We start from the raw sequence: 17,863 nt of genomic DNA, 5'->3' as shown, positions 1-17,863 counted from the left end.
ATGCGTGGCCATAGGAAACAGCGTGGACCCTGCTGATTACTTTCGGGCGGGGAGGCCTCGTGAGGTAAGAGGGTCGGAGTCTAAGGAACTCGTCTACGTGGGTGGTCTGCATCTTGGGAGAGCGGATGTCCTGATTCAGCTAGCTGATGTGATGCGCGAATCCTCTCTGAGCGATTGGACCTTGGTTGCACATACATCGGCGAGTGACGCCGAACGCTACCTGGCTGGAGACTTGCCGAGCAACTTGAAGTGGGGCGGGGAAATCAACGTCAACGATGTTCCTCGAAGACTTACTGAGGCTGACGCGTTATTGTTCGTCGAGTCCGAAAATTGTAATATCTCTAATTTTACCCGCTTGTCCGTGTCCACCAAGGTGCCGCAGTACCTTGCTGCCAACCGACCGCTATTGATTGTTGGCCCCATTGGACAAGCTAGCGTCGAAGAGTTTCGGACTCATGGCGTTCGCGTTCGCGTGGCTCATTCCTCTGAGAGCAGTTCGCTTCGGCGAGCTTTTCAAGGACTAAGTGAATGGGCTGGACACGACATTTATTCGTCCGACGAGCCTAAGCTGCCTGAACAATACGACGTAAATTTTGTGCGTCACCGGTTTATTGAAGCCCTCCATTGTGCCGTTAGGGCTTATAAATATTCTGCGAGTGCAGCTTCCAGGACGCGGTTATGAAAGTTGCCTACTTCACCCCTAGCTCATTTCGGACAGTTAATGCAGGGGCGCTTAGGAACGTTGGTCTGGCTAGGGCCCTTGTCTTGGCCGGACACGAGATCACGATCATTTGCAGTGACCATACCCGGGATGAAATGTCGAGCGAGTGGGAAGCAATTCTGAAAGGCTCAAAGATCAGTGTGGTCCAAGGCGGTTTCCCGAGAGAAAAAGGTTTTCACGTCTTCGCTCGCTTGGTTCGGTTACTGAATGGTCCAAGCTCGGATCTCAGGAGCAGACTTTCATCTATCTCCCCTGATTCCCTTATACTCTATAATGCTGCCCCCGTTCCACTACTCCGTCTAAATCATTTTGCACGTCGCCATAAGCTGCCCTTTAGTCTCGACATCACCGAGTGGTTAAACTCGGCAGATCTTCCTGGCGGGAGGTTCGGCCCACTGGCAGTTTTACATGAGCTCACAATGCGTGCCTTGGCTTGGCGACGGGGTCGTTACTTGACCATCTCCAACACTATGGCGGGTAAATTAGGTAAGCGGGGGTTCCCCCCTCTAGTAGTTCCGCCGATCTTCGACATCAGTCCCAGCGACCTTGTTAGGCGAAGAGACCACAGAACTCATCTGGTTGCCACTGGCACTGACCTTCGAGATCACGGCAAGGATGTCGGCGGTCTTTCATTGATCGTCGCTGCGCTAGCCGAAGTGGACCCGGAGGGAAACAGGTTCCACTTGGACGTGGTAGGAGCATATAGCGCTCAAACTGAAGCGTACGTCTGCGCACGGTTGAAAGCTCGAGCCTTCAAGCTTCATGGTCGACTGAGCTGGGAGAAGACATTGTCTGCGGTTCACAGTGCGGACTTCAGCGTTGTTCTACGTGACCCGGCAGACAGAAGATCGAACCTGGGATTCCCCTCTAAAGTGCCGGAAAGCCTTCTCCTCGGCACTCCCATCCTTGGCAATTTATTCAGTGATCTATCCGAACATCTCGAGGATGGCATCAATGCGCTTGTTGTCAGTGAGCCGACAAAGCAAGCTTTGGTTAGCGCGCTCCTTCGCCTGCCTGTCGAAATTGATAGAGAAGCAGTCCGTAAACAAGCTTTGGTCCGTTACACACCACGGGCCTGGAGTGCAACGGTATCCCAGTTTGTGATGGGGGAGCTTTGAAAGCCATCATCTATGCGTCGAATATAAGAACTGGTGGTGCTATAGGCGGGGCTGCCAACCTCCTAGATACTCTTCCTGACTTCTACAAGACAACGCACATGTGTTGGGCACGCGAATGGTACGTCTACCTTTCGGATGAGATCGCCAGTGAAATGAGCCGATTGGATGACCTGCGCGATCTCGGAGTGAGCGTCGTTCAGCGTACTGACGCGGCGAATTTGCGCACCCTGCAACGAAGAAGTAATGCCTGGGCGGACGTTCGGCTGGTTCTCCGGGGACCCGACTACGTCGGGCGGATGGCGAAACGGGAGATACTAGGGTTTGCAGATCGCTCGATTCTGACGCCTGTCTCCAGGCATCAACCTGCGACCAGGCGCTTCAGGGCTTCTGCTAGGAATGCCTTAAAGCGTGCGTTACTGCGACGATACGACGCTTATCTGACCCAAACTACGAATATGTCGGAAGAATTGTCGGCTCGTTTCCCGGGTAAGCCTGTGTGGGTCTTCCCGAATTCTCCTGCCGATATTTTTCGTGCTCAAGATGTCATGTCCCGGATCGAGCGTACTCCTGCGCTCGGGAACGGTCGCAGAATTATCCGATTGTTCTATCCTGCCCGAGGCTATCCACACAAGAATCACCAATTAATTCCTCGCGTTGTGGAGGTACTCCGGTCGACCTACAACCTGGAGCTCGAGGTTGTCTGTACTCTTCGATCCGATGAATTGATATCACTTGGGCTTCACAATGCCCCCGGTATCGTCCCGGTTGGGGCGCTCTCGCGCGCCGAGTGTTACGTCCAATACCGCAATAGCGACGGAGTGTTCTTCCCCAGTCTGAACGAAACCTCCTCTGTCACTCCCCTTGAGGGAATGGCTCTTGGACTTCCCGTGTTTGCCTCCGATCTCAACTTCATAACCGAAATTTCGGGTAATGCCCCGTATTACTTCGATCCTAAAAATCCCGGTGCCGCGGCGGCAGTGATTTCTGAATATTTTGCGAACCCATACGCTGATCTTGGTCGTCTCAAGGCCGGATTTGAATTTGTGCGTGGACTGCCTTCTCGCCTGGAAACGACGCGGGGCCATCTGGATGCGATGAAGTCTATGAGTACAGCGGAGACGACTCACAATTCCCGGATTTTACCGACGATTAGGCTCGGTCGTCCGTAGTGATTGAAACAGTGGGGTCGTGCCAATCGGATCCACACGCGGGCAGCCCTTCCGTGGGTCGGGAGCGCTGCCTAGGTGTATTGACCACGGAGGTTAGGAACATGCGGCGTGGTTAGGTGACAAAAAGAAGGCCTCCAAGTGGAGTGGGGCTTGTCTAAGAGTCCGATCCACAAGGAGGTCTTCAATGTCCCATGCTAACGCGCTTCTGACGCCGAAGGGACGGCTCCGGCTGGCCCGGTGCATCGTCGATGACGGGTGGCCGCTGCGCCGTGCTGCTGAGCGGTTCCAGGTGTCGGTGACGACCGCAGCGCGGTGGGCGGCCCGTTACCGGCTCTTCGCGGTTCGTGGGGAAACGGGTCCCTGGAATGAGCGTCATGCCGCCGTCCGGACGGCACTTCGTAAGAGAATAACGGATTTGTAGTTGGCTGCGTTGCGGTACCCGCGGGCGGTTCGCTTGATGTTCTTGATAGCGGTGTTGTTGGCCTCGACCTTCCCTGTTGTGGCGCCGGTAATGATCAGCACCTCTATCTCTTTCCACCATCTGCAGACGGTTCGGTAGAGCCTGTTCGTCTCCGGCCGTGCGGCTGCCCTGACCAGTTCCTCGAGTACCGTCTTGGCCGTCGCGGCGTCTTCGAGCGAGCCGGTGCGGAGTAGTGCCCGGAGTTGTTCCTTGACGTTCCAAACAGCCTGGAGGGTTCCTGTGGGATCGTCCAGGGTGAATACTTCCTCGAGTCGGCGGCCGGCCCTGCAGCTGAGGGTGTCGCCGCCCCGGAGGAGCAGCATGCGGTGGGCCCAGGCCTTGTCGATGGCCCGGCCGCGGCGGCCCTTGACCTGTTGCGAGAGGTTCTGCCGGGTCTCCGTCATGGCCTGGTTCGCCAGGGAGATCAGGTGGAAATGATCAACGGCGACTGCCGTGCGCGGCAGCCACATCCGGAGCGCTTTACGGAATGCCGCCGAGGGGTCGATCGCGACGACCTGCACGGCCAGGCGCCACTCCAGGGGCCGGGCGAACAGCCAGTCCCCGACGCCCTTGTGGTCCCGCCCGTCGACGACACCGAGGACCTGGCCGGTGTCGAGATCAACGATGGTTGTCATCCAGGGTTCGAACCGGGTCCACGCCTTCGTTGACGGGTCCTGGAAGTAGCGCACGGACCGGAACCGGTGTTCGTCGATGCCGAGCATCCGCGGGCTGAGCTTGTCCACGTCGGGCAACCGCAGCAGGCAGGCTTCGGTCACCGCAGCCCGGACCATCCACCAGGACACGGAGAAGCCGGCAGCGGTCTCCGAGACGGCCCGGCCGGAGCGGATGACGGCGTCCACGAGCTGGTCCCGAAGGCGGCTCGTGGACCGGGCATGGCGCGGGACCTGGGGCGTGGATTCGAAGAACGAGAGCCGGTCGCAGGCCGGTTCCTCGCAGTACCAGCGGTACTTGGACCAGAGGACCTCCACGGGCCCGGCGACAGGAATATCACGGAGCCGTTGAAGGCGGCGCTCTTTCCGCCGGGAAGCGATGACCCCGCAGCTCGGGCAGCCCGGTAGCTGGTCCGTTTCAACGATGACCTGCCTCCGGCCGGCAGTGATGGTGGTGGAGATGACATGGTAGTCGGGCAGGTTGAAGAGGATAGTGGCAGCGTCGGCTGCGACCCCGGTAGGCTCGTTCAAAGGCTCGTGGTCCTGTTCCAGGTTGAATGCTAGACACACTCATCCCAGCAGGGCCACGGGCCCTCTTGTCTTCAACGACACGAACTCAATTCCCCACCAACCACGAAGAGCCACTTATGTTCCGCCTTCGACAGCTTGGGCTTCTCCGAACCTGGCACCGCGCTCCAATGCGCGGAGGGATCTTTGTCGAGAAGCCCAATCCGGAAGAAAACCGCAACCCCGATCCAGGCAGCAGGGGAGTGGTCCCAAAATCCAGTCAGGTAGCTGAGGGCCGAAGCGGCAATGAAGCATCCAACAAGTACTCTTCCGCGGGGGTCCGTCCCTGTAGCCTGCTTGCCGAGAGAAGTCCACAAGACTGCAACGTAAACCAGAACACCGACGGTCCCCATCCCGGTCCCGAGTTCCAGGATGAAGTTGTGCGCGCCGACCTGGTAATAGTTACTGAGCTGGAACGCCCCCGCGCCTGCTCCGAACCAAAAGTTATCTTCCGACGCCCAAAAGTCGCGAGCAACGGGCCAAATGATAAGGCGGCCGGACCAGTCGCCCGTAGCTCGCCCAAATACGTTCTCAAACGCTAATGACGCTTGATCCACGGCACCCGACCGTGATAGCCGCGGCGGCCACAATGAATGCTCCAATAAGTAGACGCATGGGGTGTGTCTTGGCGGCCAAGCACATGAGTGGCCATGCCATCATCAAGCCAAGCGCGATCAGTGCCCCGCGAGTATCGGTAGGACGATACCCACTACAATCAAAGCCCCGGCAGTGGCGAGCCAGAGTCGAGTCCCCTGAGTCCGGCGCCCAGTGCCCCACCACAACGCGATCATGGCGAAGCCGGCGACGAACGCGTACCCGGCATAGTTGACATTCAGGCCAGCCAAGTCCAGGCGTCCGCCCTCAAGCGCCGCTACCTGCTTCGCGTTTTCGTGCCACACGCTGTACACGAGCACAGCGCACCCTGCGAGGTAGCCAACGGCCACGCTTCGGAGTTGCTGGAGGGTTTGGATCACGTGGCGGGCGGCGATGAACATGACCAGCACAACGGCATAGTTCCTGGCAGCGCCTAGTGAAGCGTCGGGGAACTTTGACCACATAGAAGACGCCGCAGCGAACGCCACCAGCAGTGTGCCCAGCATGTGTGGAGCGTCGAAACGGAAACGCCCCGGCCGGCTCAGAGCGACGGCCGGCCACGAGGGAAACGTGCGGTCCATGGGTCACAGGGGTCCCCGGGTCATAAGCCGACAGCGCGGCGACCGTCGCCATCATGAACGTTGGCAGCCCTAACCTCAACATAGCGGGCCGCGGTTCAAGAAGGAACTCGTTTATAACAGCTTGTCATTGCTCACGAGTATGCTCTTGGTCCCCATAGTCACGACGCCGATTCTACCCGGCACATACTCCGGTTAACTGCTTTTACGCGGCGGCGGCCTCACCCGGGGTGTAGCCGGCAATAATCCCACAGCTGTAGCATGGCATGCTTGGTCGGTGCCTGTGGGTGCACAAACCAAATATTCGATGTCGCTCGGCGTGATAACGTGGCTGGAAGCGCCGGTTGTTCGCAACGTTCTGACTACTTCCGCCATTAGCGACCTGCGGAACAATTCCCGTTTGATCTAAAAATGAGTATCCGCAGATTAATGAGAAGGGATTAAGGCGCAACAAAAGCGGGTGTATCAGCTGCTTGGCGAATTGAAAGTAAGGGTGCCGTGACTCAGTTTTCCGTTCTAATGACCGACAGCCCTCAAGACGTCGAGCAATGGCGTGAGATATGGGAGCGATGGCCCGCCAGAGAGGTTTTTGCGCATCCTAATTACCTCCGCTTGTTTGAGTCTGAGAATGAGAAGGCCGCCTGCGCGCTTCTCACGTCTGCCAACGGTACTGTGATTTATCCCTTCTTCCTGCGGAAGGTTGATACGGGCAGATACCCCAACATACGTGATCTTTCGAGCCCCTATGGCTATGGCGGTGCTGTCGCCATCGACGGTACAAATAAAACGGCGTTGGAAGAGGAGTTTTGGACTAACTTTGATGAATGGTGTGCGCAGTCACATGTAGTTTCAGAGTTCGTACGCTTTACTCTTTTCCCCGAATCGCTTTTGAGGTTTCCTGGCGAGGTTGAAGATGGGCGGGAGAATGTTGTGCGCGCACTCGAAATGCGTCCAGAAGACTTATGGATGGATTTTGACCATAAAGTCCGTAAAAATGTGAAGAAAGCGCAACGTTCGGGCGTGACCATTGATATTGATTATGACGGCAGCCACTTTGAGGGATTTTATCAAATTTACCTGGAAACCATGGACCGCCGTTCTGCGTCCTCCAGGTACTATTTTGAGGAAAAGTTCTTTCGTGAGATCCACCGGTCACTAATCGGACAGTTTGTTTACTTCCACGCTCGACACGAGGGAAAGATTATCTCAACCGAGTTGATACTTGTCTCGGAGCAGAGCGTGTATTCCTTTCTGGGCGGAACCTCAGAAGTAGCCTTCGACAAAAGGCCGAACGATCTACTTAAATATGAGGCTATGGTGTGGGCCGCGAAGCAGGGCAAGAAAAACTTTGTACTGGGCGGGGGATATGCTCCTGGGGATGGGATATTCAAATATAAACGAGCGTTTGCCCCGGATGGCTGTGTGCCGTTCCGCATAGGGCGCAGAATCATGAACCAACCTGTGTATGATGCCTTGGTTCGGGAGAAGTCCTCAGAAAACTCGGGCGACGTTCCCAAGGGCTACTTTCCTGCCTATAGAGCGTGAAGCTTTTCGTTGAACCCAAGAAACTGGGTGGCGACGGTTGCACTGTACCTCGGCAGAGGGTTGCCCGACCTCGATAGGATTCAGTCGTGCACATATTGATCGTAAGTCAGTGGTTTGATCCGGAGCCCACCTTCAAAGGGATGCTTTTCGCGAAGGAGCTGCAGCGGCAGGGTCATCGCGTGAGCGTGCTAACCGGTTTCCCGAATTATCCCGGAGGAAAGGTCTATCCTGGCTACCGTGTCAGGGCTTTTCAGCACGAAACTATGGATGACATCTCAATACTGAGGGTCGCCCTTTATCCCAGCCATGATGGATCCCCTGCAAAGCGTGTCCTGAACTACCTCTCGTTCGCACTGTCAGCGAGCATTGGCGCCCTGCTAGTGGAACGACCGGACGTGGCGTACGTGTACCATCCGCCAGCTACAGTTGCATTGCCCGCATTGGTACTCAAACTGCTGCGCGGCGTCCCCTACCTCTATGACGTGCAGGACCTGTGGCCCGACACGCTTGCGGCAACGGGCATGGTCAACAGTTCAGCTGCCCTTTCGCTTGTTGGAAAGGGCATGTCTGGCGTCTACCGCATGGCTTCGCGGATAGCAGTTCTTTCCCCTGGCTTTCGAACCGCCCTCGAACGAAGAGGGATACCCGCTGGCCGCGTGGACGTTATCGCTAACTGGGCCGACGAAGCCCAGATCCGAGTGGCGTCGAACGCTAACTCGCCCAGTTCGAAGTGGCCTTTGGGGCTTGAAGGCAAGTTCGTCGTCACATTCGCGGGAAATCTCGGCAAGGCCCAAGCTCTCGAAACCGTGTTGGATGCCGCTGAGCTGCTAAAGGACAGAGAGGATATTCGGTTTCTGCTCGTGGGCGAGGGAGTGGAGGCAGTTAGTCTGGCTAAAGAGGCCAAAGAACGGGGGTTAGGGAACGTCTTCTTTGTCCCTCGTCAGCCAATAAGGGAAATAGGTGAATTTTTGGCGCGCTCTGATGCACTGCTCGTGCATCTTCGGGATGACCCGCTTTTCGAGATTACAATTCCCTCAAAGACACAAGCCTATTTGATGGCTGGGCGGCCCATCCTGATGGGGGTCAAAGGTGACGCCGCGTCGTTAATCACGGAGGCAGGGGCTGGGGTGGCATTTGAACCTGAGAACCCAGCCCAACTGGCTGACGCGGTTATTAAACTCCAGTCCTGTAGCCCTAGTCAGCGCCATGCGATGGGAGCAGCGGCGGCGAAATACTACTCAGAAGAGTTGGCGCTCAAGGTGGGGGCTGGACGGTTCAGTAGGGCATTGTTCATTGCAAGTCTCTCCAAGCCGTGGGTGTTGGGGCCGAAACGGGTAGTCGACGTAGTGATCTCTGCGCTAGCGTTGGCCGCTTTGGCTGGTCCTATGAGCGTCGTGGGTATCTTGATCCGCAAGAAACTGGGGTCACCTGTGGTCTTTCGACAGATGCGTCCCGGCCGAGACGGGGAATTGTTCGAGATGTACAAGTTCAGGACGATGACCGACGAGAGAGACCTTGATGGGAATCTCTTACCAGATGCTCAGCGGCAGACGAAGTTTGGGTCGCTACTGAGGTCGACGAGCATTGATGAACTGCCTGAGCTGTGGAACGTACTAAAGGGTGACATGTCCCTTGTGGGCCCGCGCCCCCTTCTGCCCCGGTACTCTAAATATTTCACAGAGGAAGAAAGCCTACGGTCGCTAGTGCGACCGGGTATCACCGGGTGGGCTCAAATCAAGGGCCGAAATACTGCGTCCTGGGATGACCGGCTGTCAAACGATGTCTACTATGTCAAATCATGCTCATTGCGTCTCGACGCCAAGATTCTCTTACTTACAGCCGCAAAGGTCTTCCGCCGGCAAGGTGTCGTCATTGACCCTGAATCCATAATGCAGAACCTGGACGACGAGCGACGCGGAAGGGGGACGCTCTGATGTCCGTAATTGTCCGAGACATGATCGAAGCTGATGCGCCGCTGGTTTCCCACCTGATCCTCCGCTCATTTGATGCAGCGCTGCGACCGTACATGGCGTACACGCAACACGGCATAGGAGCATTCTTATCTGTACACACAAAATATCCGGAAGCGGACCCAGGGCGGCACCTGCTGGTAGCCACTGACCAATCGAATCCTCATGGCGTTGTGGGCTACGCGGAGTTCCGAATCGGCAAGGATAATGTTGGATTTTTGTCCTACATCTGTGTTGCTGAGTCTGCGCGCGGGCGAGGGGTTGCGAGCGCCCTCGTTCGTTCGTTCGTCCATAAGCGTCCACAACTGCTGGAGCTGCAACTCGATGTATTTCAGGACAATGCCCCCGCTGTGTCTTTTTATCAAAAACTGGGATTCCGCACTATCAGTAGTGTCACATGGGTTACGCGGCCCATGCCAGATTCTTTCGGTGCCGCCCGAATCCTATCGCTGCCCGCAGCTGTAGCTAGTCTTAGGACCTATGGGTTTTGTGAACTGGAAGTAGTCAATGGGGTTGCGCCTACTAAGGTTGGGCTGATAGGTCAGAAAGTTGTCCGGTGCTTTTCCATTGAGGCCTTTGATGATGATGAGCTGCTATGTGGGCTGAGAGGGCACTTTCCTGGCGCCGACACTGTCTTGGCAATATTGTCGACCACGGCGGTGGGGAAGGTGCTTTCGAACCATGAGATCATCCAAAAATCCGACCGTATGAAACTTAGCCTTCCGGGCCGCCCTCAAGGATAAAGGAATCAGATGTCACGCCGTATAGCGAAGACTGCAGTTGACCCCTCTAATTTTTTCGAGCCCGCGCTATTCTACCGGTCTGCAAGGGAGGGCATGCATGACTTCCTGGCGAACGTCCTTCCGGATTCCCAAGATGCAGTCTTACTGCCAGCCTTCATTGGATGGTCGCCCAACGAGGGAAGCGGCGTCTTTGACCCGGTCGCCCAGTTGGGCAAACAATTTGGGTTTTATGACCTCAAACCGGACCTTACTGTCGATTTGGACGACCTGGAGCGAAGACTGGCTTCAGGCGGATACCGCGCGCTCGTCGTTATCCACTATTTTGGGCGGACCGACCCGGCACTCTCGAGCATCAGTGAACTTGCACAGCGCTTCGGCGCACTACTCGTCGAGGACCTAGCTCACGGTTTCTTTAGCTCAGTTCGGGGGAGCCAGGCCGGGTCCTACGGCCAAGTCCGCCTGTATTCCCTACACAAGATGTTTCCATTCGCAGAGGGCGGACTCGTAACATATTCGAGCCCGGCACTCCTTGGCGGTCAAAAATCGACCAAGAGCGAACTCGCCGTAGATGTAATGTCTTACAACTGGGATGCGATTAGTGCGACTAGGCGAGCCAACTTCGAGGAGATAACTAAGCGACTCGCGGCGCTCCCGGGATTGGGCCGACAGTTCCAGCTCCTCTGGCCGGAACTGAACGCTGGGGACGTTCCGCAGACGCTTCCTGTCCGCGTACTCAGCAATACTCGCGACGAAATCTACAAAAAAATGAATGAAGAGGGGTTCGGCATGGTCAGTCTTTACCACACGTTGATTGATCACGTTCGAGGCGATTTTGGCTCAATGATGGACTTATCACGGCACATTATTAACTTTCCTGTTCATCAAGATGTGCAGCCAGACGTACTGGACTCTCTCGTCTCTTCGTTCCAGTCACACTTGAAGGAAGAGATGGTATAAATGTTTCCCCAGAATTTTCCGCGGCTAAGGCGCAAGAGAATGTGGGCGAAGGTATCGAGGCTTGGGCCGAACTTGCACGGGTCGTTTCAAAGTCCCGGTGATGTTCGGTGTCGTGTCCCTTCCCGGTGCGGCTTTTGATCGCAGCGATCTCCTTTGACCGCTCTCGACAGGAGTTCTCCGATGCCACCTTCCCTTACCGAACCTGTGTGAAAGGTATTCGACAGGTGTTCTTGACTACGGACGGATCGATGTTCAGGCGGCGCTCCGGAAAGTCCGGGATCTGCGGGCCTGCGAGCGGTGAGATACCACTTCGTCAACCTGCTCCTGATGCTGCTTGGTCGGCGCGGTGTTCTCCCCGGCCCTCGCCATGATAGGGGAATGGTTCAGGCGTAACGCCGACTCCGGGATGCGGTTCGCTTCGGGAAAGACTCGCTCCCGGCCGGACTTGACATTGCTACCCATCTCGGATTGACATTCGGGCAAGGCTGCTTCCTCGGCCGCCTGAGGCCCCTTCCTGCGGGGTAGGTGCCGCCGTAGGAGGCCGACATCAACAATATTTGCAGTCGTAAAGCGGTAGGGCGGTCTCGCCTCACTGCCGTCATCGTTAACCCCTCCTGCATGACGGGGGCAAGTAGGCAACGTGGTGCAGTAAGTATTCGGCAAACGAAACTCAGGTAGGGCGTACGGGACTGCTGAAGGTTTAGTTGACAGCTGTGGTTGATAATTTCTTACGCGGCTGAGGCCGCGTTTTTTATTGTCTCAAACTCGATGGGTGTCAGCCGCCCGAGGGCGCGTTGACGGCTCTTCGCGGTTCGTGGGGAAACGGGTCCCTGGAATGAGCGTCATGCCGCCGTCCGGACGGCACTTCGTAAGAGAATAACGGATTTGTAGTTGGCTGCGTTGCGGTACCCGCGGGCGGTTCGCTTGATGTTCTTGATAGCGGTGTTGTTGGCCTCGACCTTCCCTGTTGTGGCGCCGGTAATGATCAGCACCTCTATCTCTTTCCACCATCTGCAGACGGTTCGGTAGAGCCTGTTCGTCTCCGGCCGTGCGGCTGCCCTGACCAGTTCCTCGAGTACCGTCTTGGCCGTCGCGGCGTCTTCGAGCGAGCCGGTGCGGAGTAGTGCCCGGAGTTGTTCCTTGACGTTCCAAACAGCCTGGAGGGTTCCTGTGGGATCGTCCAGGGTGAATACTTCCTCGAGTCGGCGGCCGGCCCTGCAGCTGAGGGTGTCGCCGCCCCGGAGGAGCAGCATGCGGTGGGCCCAGGCCTTGTCGATGGCCCGGCCGCGGCGGCCCTTGACCTGTTGCGAGAGGTTCTGCCGGGTCTCCGTCATGGCCTGGTTCGCCAGGGAGATCAGGTGGAAATGATCAACGGCGACTGCCGTGCGCGGCAGCCACATCCGGAGCGCTTTACGGAATGCCGCCGAGGGGTCGATCGCGACGACCTGCACGGCCAGGCGCCACTCCAGGGGCCGGGCGAACAGCCAGTCCCCGACGCCCTTGTGGTCCCGCCCGTCGACGACACCGAGGACCTGGCCGGTGTCGAGATCAACGATGGTTGTCATCCAGGGTTCGAACCGGGTCCACGCCTTCGTTGACGGGTCCTGGAAGTAGCGCACGGACCGGAACCGGTGTTCGTCGATGCCGAGCATCCGCGGGCTGAGCTTGTCCACGTCGGGCAACCGCAGCAGGCAGGCTTCGGTCACCGCAGCCCGGACCATCCACCAGGACACGGAGAAGCCGGCAGCGGTCTCCGAGACGGCCCGGCCGGAGCGGATGACGGCGTCCACGAGCTGGTCCCGAAGGCGGCTCGTGGACCGGGCATGGCGCGGGACCTGGGGCGTGGATTCGAAGAACGAGAGCCGGTCGCAGGCCGGTTCCTCGCAGTACCAGCGGTACTTGGACCAGAGGACCTCCACGGGCCCGGCGACAGGAATATCACGGAGCCGTTGAAGGCGGCGCTCTTTCCGCCGGGAAGCGATGACCCCGCAGCTCGGGCAGCCCGGTAGCTGGTCCGTTTCAACGATGACCTGCCTCCGGCCGGCAGTGATGGTGGTGGAGATGACATGGTAGTCGGGCAGGTTGAAGAGGATAGTGGCAGCGTCGGCTGCGACCCCGGTAGGCTCGTTCAAAGGCTCGTGGTCCTGTTCCAGGTTGAATGCTAGACACACTCATCCCAGCAGGGCCACGGGCCCTCTTGTCTTCAACGACACGAACTCAATTCCCCACCAACCACGAAGAGCCGCGTTGACGGCGTTTGCGGTGGTAGCTGCGCTCGATCCAGGTCGTGATGGCCAGCCGGAGCTCGGCCCGGGTCTCCCATCGTTTCCGGTTCAGGACGTTCTTTTGAAGCAGGGAGAAGAACGATTCCATCGCCGCGTTGTCACCGCAGGCCCCGACCCGGCCCATCGATCCGCTCAGCCCATAGGTGTTCAGGGCCAGGACGAACTTTCTGGATCTGAACTGGGACCCTCTGTCCGAGTGGACCACCGTGCCCGCCGGTTTCCTGAGGGCCACGGCGTGGTCCAGGGCGGCGACGGCCAGGGACGCTTTCATCCGCCCGTCCATCGAGTATCCGACGATCCGGTTTGAGTGAAGGTCCTTGATCGCGCACAGGTACAGCTTGCCCTCCCCGGTGTGGTGCTCGGTGATGTCCGTGAGCCATTTCCGGTTCGGTGCCGTGGCGCTGAAGTCCCGTTCGACGAGGTCATCGTGGACCGGAGGGCCGGCCTTGAGCCCTGAGCGGCGCCGCCGGTGGATCACCGAGAGGATGCCGTTCTCCGAGCACAACCGCCAGATCCGGCGTTCGCTGGCGGCCGGGCCGGGACCGGCGTTGATCTCATCGGCGATGAACCGGTATCCGAAGGCAGGATCGTCGCGGTGGTGGTCGATGGCCGCGTTGATCAAGTGGGCTTCTTCCCAGTCCCGGGCGGGGACGGGATTGGCGGCCCACTGGTAGTAGGCCTGTCTGGAGAAATTCAGTACCCGGCAGGACACTGCCACGGGAACCCTGATCGGGGCGTCCCTGGCAGCCAGCTCGCGGACCAGCGGGTACATCATTTTTTTGGATTGATGTCCCGGGACAGATAGGCCACGGCACGGCGCATGACTTCGGCTTCCTGTTCCAGGAGCCGGATGCGTTTGTTGGCCTCCCGCAGCTTCGCGGCGTCATCGGACACCGCCCCGGACTTCACGCCATCTTCTCTATCGGCGATCTTCATCCAGCGGTGCAGGGCAGCGGGCGAGACACCGAAGTCCTTGGCGATCTGGGTGATGGGTGCTTCGCCCTTGCGGGCAACCGCGACGACATCGCGGCGGAACTCTTCGGGAAAGGCTTTGGGCATGATGAACATCCTTCCACCCGCGAGGATCAAATCCTCACAGGCAAAGTGTCAATCAAACCTTCAGCAGTCCCTACTCGTGTCGCAAGCATTGGGGTGGGGCTAACTTCGGCCCATGAGTGGTTACGAGGAGGGCACAGGGGCACCACGCCGTTCGCGGGCTTCCTTGCCAGAGGCAATGTTTGGATTCAAAAACGGTGCGGCTTGGGTGGCGGAGGATGCGTTCGTCACACGCGACGTTCGCGGCGACCTACTTGTAGAGCGATGGGATCGACATGGGGTGCGGTTTGCAGTCGTCCGCAGAGACAGCGAGGGCTTCATGAGGGCGATGTGGTTGAAGCTAAATGAACTGGCTGTGGATGGCATCCCGGAGTCAGCGCTTTGACGCCCAGCTGTGGCTGCGCCGGGGAAAGTCCGCGTCCGCGTGAACGAAGCCATGTTAGCCTCCCTTGATTTGATCTACTGGACGCCCGGAACTGTACGAGCACTCTCGGGACCTCTTGTAGCCGCGACTTTTCTTGTACACAGCAACTACTCAAGTCTGTCGTCCGTGGTGGCCGACGCCACCAAAATGCACGGCTGCAGCAGCAATACCGCTAAGCGGTTGGGCTTCATGGGTAGAATCGGTGACCAATACGAACGCCCGCTGCCGGAGGTGCAGAAAAAGAATGTCGGAATGGCTCGAAGTCGGCAGGGACAACTATGTACTGGTCACTGAAGGATCCCAGCTGAACAGCGGTCTCATCGTCGGCTCCGAGCGCGCCATGGTCATTGATACCGGCTGCGGTCCCCGCCAGGGGCGCGAGATCCTGGAGGCTGTCCGGGAGAAGACAAACCTGACCCTCGTCGTTGTCAATACTCACGCCCACTACGACCACTTCTTCGGCAGTGCCGTCTTTGCCGAAGCCGGCGTTACAGAGTTCTGGGCGCATCAGAACTGTGCCACCGAGATTCACCGGCGGGGCGAGCTGCAGCGCCGGCACGTTGCAAGGCTGGAGCCGGAAATGTCCACCGGTGAGGGGAAGAACGTAGAACTCGTGGTGCCTAACGTAGTCGTCAAGGACCAGCCCGTCCTGGTAGATCTTGGCGGCCTGACCGCAACCCTGTTCTACCTCGGTCGTGGCCACACCGATGGAGACCTCCTGGTGGGTACGCCAACGACTCTGTACGTCGGTGATTTGGTTGAGCAAGGTGCGCACCCGTCCTTCGAAGACTCCTACCCTGAGGAGTGGGCCGACGTGCTCCGGCACATCTCGGCGCTGCGGCACCGTTACGAGTTCCTGATCCCGGGACATGGGACGCCGTGCAGCGACCAGTTCGTCAAGACCATGGCCGATACCATGAGCACGGCTGTCCGACAAGCCCGACAGTCTATTCGTGACACCCCTAACGATGCCACCAAGGCAATTCCCGTCCTGCCTTATGGCCCGGAGCAGTCCCGTTGGCTCATCAAACGTCTTCAGGAGAACCCGCGCGGCATCCAAAACGCGTCGTAGCAATCAGTGTTCTCTGAGGAAAAGTGCTCGCCGTAGCCACCGTCACTCTCGGGCTGACGGCCGTTCCCCACTGAAGCAACGCCTTCGCTCCGTTTGAACGAGGGCTACAAAACAGGCTCTTCGCGGTTCGTGGGGAAACGGGTCCCTGGAATGAGCGTCATGCCGCCGTCCGGACGGCACTTCGTAAGAGAATAACGGATTTGTAGTTGGCTGCGTTGCGGTACCCGCGGGCGGTTCGCTTGATGTTCTTGATAGCGGTGTTGTTGGCCTCGACCTTCCCTGTTGTGGCGCCGGTAATGATCAGCACCTCTATCTCTTTCCACCATCTGCAGACGGTTCGGTAGAGCCTGTTCGTCTCCGGCCGTGCGGCTGCCCTGACCAGTTCCTCGAGTACCGTCTTGGCCGTCGCGGCGTCTTCGAGCGAGCCGGTGCGGAGTAGTGCCCGGAGTTGTTCCTTGACGTTCCAAACAGCCTGGAGGGTTCCTGTGGGATCGTCCAGGGTGAATACTTCCTCGAGTCGGCGGCCGGCCCTGCAGCTGAGGGTGTCGCCGCCCCGGAGGAGCAGCATGCGGTGGGCCCAGGCCTTGTCGATGGCCCGGCCGCGGCGGCCCTTGACCTGTTGCGAGAGGTTCTGCCGGGTCTCCGTCATGGCCTGGTTCGCCAGGGAGATCAGGTGGAAATGATCAACGGCGACTGCCGTGCGCGGCAGCCACATCCGGAGCGCTTTACGGAATGCCGCCGAGGGGTCGATCGCGACGACCTGCACGGCCAGGCGCCACTCCAGGGGCCGGGCGAACAGCCAGTCCCCGACGCCCTTGTGGTCCCGCCCGTCGACGACACCGAGGACCTGGCCGGTGTCGAGATCAACGATGGTTGTCATCCAGGGTTCGAACCGGGTCCACGCCTTCGTTGACGGGTCCTGGAAGTAGCGCACGGACCGGAACCGGTGTTCGTCGATGCCGAGCATCCGCGGGCTGAGCTTGTCCACGTCGGGCAACCGCAGCAGGCAGGCTTCGGTCACCGCAGCCCGGACCATCCACCAGGACACGGAGAAGCCGGCAGCGGTCTCCGAGACGGCCCGGCCGGAGCGGATGACGGCGTCCACGAGCTGGTCCCGAAGGCGGCTCGTGGACCGGGCATGGCGCGGGACCTGGGGCGTGGATTCGAAGAACGAGAGCCGGTCGCAGGCCGGTTCCTCGCAGTACCAGCGGTACTTGGACCAGAGGACCTCCACGGGCCCGGCGACAGGAATATCACGGAGCCGTTGAAGGCGGCGCTCTTTCCGCCGGGAAGCGATGACCCCGCAGCTCGGGCAGCCCGGTAGCTGGTCCGTTTCAACGATGACCTGCCTCCGGCCGGCAGTGATGGTGGTGGAGATGACATGGTAGTCGGGCAGGTTGAAGAGGATAGTGGCAGCGTCGGCTGCGACCCCGGTAGGCTCGTTCAAAGGCTCGTGGTCCTGTTCCAGGTTGAATGCTAGACACACTCATCCCAGCAGGGCCACGGGCCCTCTTGTCTTCAACGACACGAACTCAATTCCCCACCAACCACGAAGAGCCACAAAACAGACTCCCACCAGACTCAAAGTCGCTGGTGACTACTAACCGACCGAAGTCGTTACACACCGAGGGCTTTAGTTCTCAAACTACATGACGCGACTTGTCAATCTATCTGTCACATGCGTCGGTCATAAGCAGTAAGGATGCTTATGACCGACGGAGATCGTTGTGGCCTTGACTGATTATGCCCTTGCGCTGAGCGCCTTGATGGGCACCCTGCTAATTCCCTTCGCCGTTCTGTACCAGATGCTGCGGCTCAAGCGCCGCGCAATCCGGATACCTGTACAGCCCGCGCCTGCGCCCATCCACAGAGATACCCGACGCTGATCATTCCGTACGTCGATATCAACCCTCACAAAGGCCGTCCCAAATGG

The 17,863-nt window shown here is 58.6% G+C and carries 11 protein-coding genes and 2 pseudogenes; 8 read left to right on the top strand and 5 right to left on the bottom strand.

Going from position 1 to position 17,863, the window contains the following annotated elements; genetic code table 11:
- The first annotated feature begins 1,173 nt into the window (after nt 1–1,173).
- The 3 genes and pseudogenes from LFT44_RS15655 to LFT44_RS15645 form a co-directional block, all read left to right on the top strand.
- The gene (locus LFT44_RS15655) at nt 1,174–1,839 is read left to right on the top strand and encodes a glycosyltransferase (protein WP_236799345.1); all 666 of its coding nucleotides are present in this window, start codon (nt 1,174–1,176) and stop codon (nt 1,837–1,839) included.
- A complete protein-coding gene (locus LFT44_RS15650) occupies nt 1,836–3,008 on the top strand; it encodes a glycosyltransferase (protein ID WP_236799343.1) in 1,173 nt (390 codons plus the stop codon). Before LFT44_RS15655 ends, LFT44_RS15650 begins: the two co-directional genes overlap by 4 nt.
- A gap of 184 nt (nt 3,009–3,192) precedes the next feature.
- Nucleotides 3,193–3,339 (top strand): annotated as a pseudogene (locus LFT44_RS15645) (helix-turn-helix domain-containing protein); the annotation flags it as partial.
- A gap of 41 nt (nt 3,340–3,380) precedes the next feature.
- On the opposite strand, the gene LFT44_RS15640 reads toward LFT44_RS15645, so the two are convergent.
- Together LFT44_RS15640 and LFT44_RS15635 are read right to left on the bottom strand one after the other, a co-directional pair.
- Nucleotides 3,381–4,709: an ISL3 family transposase gene (locus LFT44_RS15640; RefSeq protein WP_236798899.1), complete on the bottom strand. Its 1,329-nt coding sequence runs from the start codon at nt 4,707–4,709 to the stop codon at nt 3,381–3,383.
- A gap of 671 nt (nt 4,710–5,380) precedes the next feature.
- Nucleotides 5,381–5,806: a hypothetical protein gene (locus LFT44_RS15635; protein WP_236799342.1), complete on the bottom strand. Its 426-nt coding sequence runs from the start codon at nt 5,804–5,806 to the stop codon at nt 5,381–5,383.
- A 570-nt stretch (nt 5,807–6,376) separates the two neighbouring features.
- Between LFT44_RS15635 and LFT44_RS15630 the strand changes: the two genes are divergently transcribed.
- From LFT44_RS15630 to LFT44_RS15610, 4 genes are all read left to right on the top strand, one after another.
- Complete coding sequence (locus tag LFT44_RS15630) at nt 6,377–7,423, top strand: GNAT family N-acetyltransferase (protein WP_236799340.1); 1,047 nt, start codon at nt 6,377–6,379, stop codon at nt 7,421–7,423.
- 86 nt (nt 7,424–7,509) lie between these two features.
- Nucleotides 7,510–9,357, top strand: coding sequence for a sugar transferase (locus tag LFT44_RS21995; protein WP_272910859.1), 1,848 nt, complete (start codon nt 7,510–7,512; stop codon nt 9,355–9,357).
- A gap of 20 nt (nt 9,358–9,377) precedes the next feature.
- Nucleotides 9,378–10,136: a GNAT family N-acetyltransferase gene (locus tag LFT44_RS15615; RefSeq protein WP_236799338.1), complete on the top strand. Its 759-nt coding sequence runs from the start codon at nt 9,378–9,380 to the stop codon at nt 10,134–10,136.
- A 93-nt stretch (nt 10,137–10,229) separates the two neighbouring features.
- Nucleotides 10,230–11,093: a DegT/DnrJ/EryC1/StrS family aminotransferase gene (locus tag LFT44_RS15610; RefSeq protein ID WP_236799336.1), complete on the top strand. Its 864-nt coding sequence runs from the start codon at nt 10,230–10,232 to the stop codon at nt 11,091–11,093.
- 842 nt (nt 11,094–11,935) lie between these two features.
- Here LFT44_RS15610 and LFT44_RS15605 read toward each other — a convergent pair.
- Complete coding sequence (locus LFT44_RS15605) at nt 11,936–13,264, bottom strand: ISL3 family transposase (protein WP_236798899.1); 1,329 nt, start codon at nt 13,262–13,264, stop codon at nt 11,936–11,938.
- 73 nt (nt 13,265–13,337) lie between these two features.
- Nucleotides 13,338–14,437: pseudogene (locus LFT44_RS15600) on the bottom strand (IS3 family transposase); the annotation flags it as partial.
- A 665-nt stretch (nt 14,438–15,102) separates the two neighbouring features.
- Here LFT44_RS15600 and LFT44_RS15595 point away from each other — a divergent pair.
- A complete protein-coding gene (locus tag LFT44_RS15595; RefSeq protein ID WP_236799335.1) occupies nt 15,103–15,930 on the top strand; it encodes an MBL fold metallo-hydrolase in 828 nt (275 codons plus the stop codon).
- 157 nt (nt 15,931–16,087) lie between these two features.
- On the opposite strand, the gene LFT44_RS15590 is transcribed toward LFT44_RS15595, so the two are convergent.
- Nucleotides 16,088–17,416 carry an ISL3 family transposase gene (locus LFT44_RS15590; protein ID WP_236798899.1) on the bottom strand — a complete coding sequence of 443 codons (1,329 nt, stop codon included), beginning with the start codon at nt 17,414–17,416 and terminating at the stop codon, nt 16,088–16,090.
- Nucleotides 17,417–17,863 lie beyond the last annotated feature (447 nt).

Origin of the sequence: Arthrobacter sp. FW306-05-C (assembly GCF_021801725.1) — a bacterium.
Taxonomy (GTDB): Bacteria; Actinomycetota; Actinomycetes; order Actinomycetales; family Micrococcaceae; genus Arthrobacter.
This window is presented reverse-complemented; position numbering and strand designations above follow the sequence as displayed.

What these genes read in the sequence shown, in the direction of transcription:
- LFT44_RS15635 (WP_236799342.1), bottom strand. Translation starts at nt 5,806, where the DNA reads ATGCTGGGCACACTGCTGGTGGCGTTCGCTGCGGCGTCTTCTATGTGG.
- LFT44_RS15610 (WP_236799336.1), top strand. Translation starts at nt 10,230, where the DNA reads ATGCATGACTTCCTGGCGAACGTCCTTCCGGATTCCCAAGATGCAGTC.
- LFT44_RS15615 (WP_236799338.1), top strand. Translation starts at nt 9,378, where the DNA reads ATGATCGAAGCTGATGCGCCGCTGGTTTCCCACCTGATCCTCCGCTCA.
- LFT44_RS15595 (WP_236799335.1), top strand. Translation starts at nt 15,103, where the DNA reads ATGTCGGAATGGCTCGAAGTCGGCAGGGACAACTATGTACTGGTCACT.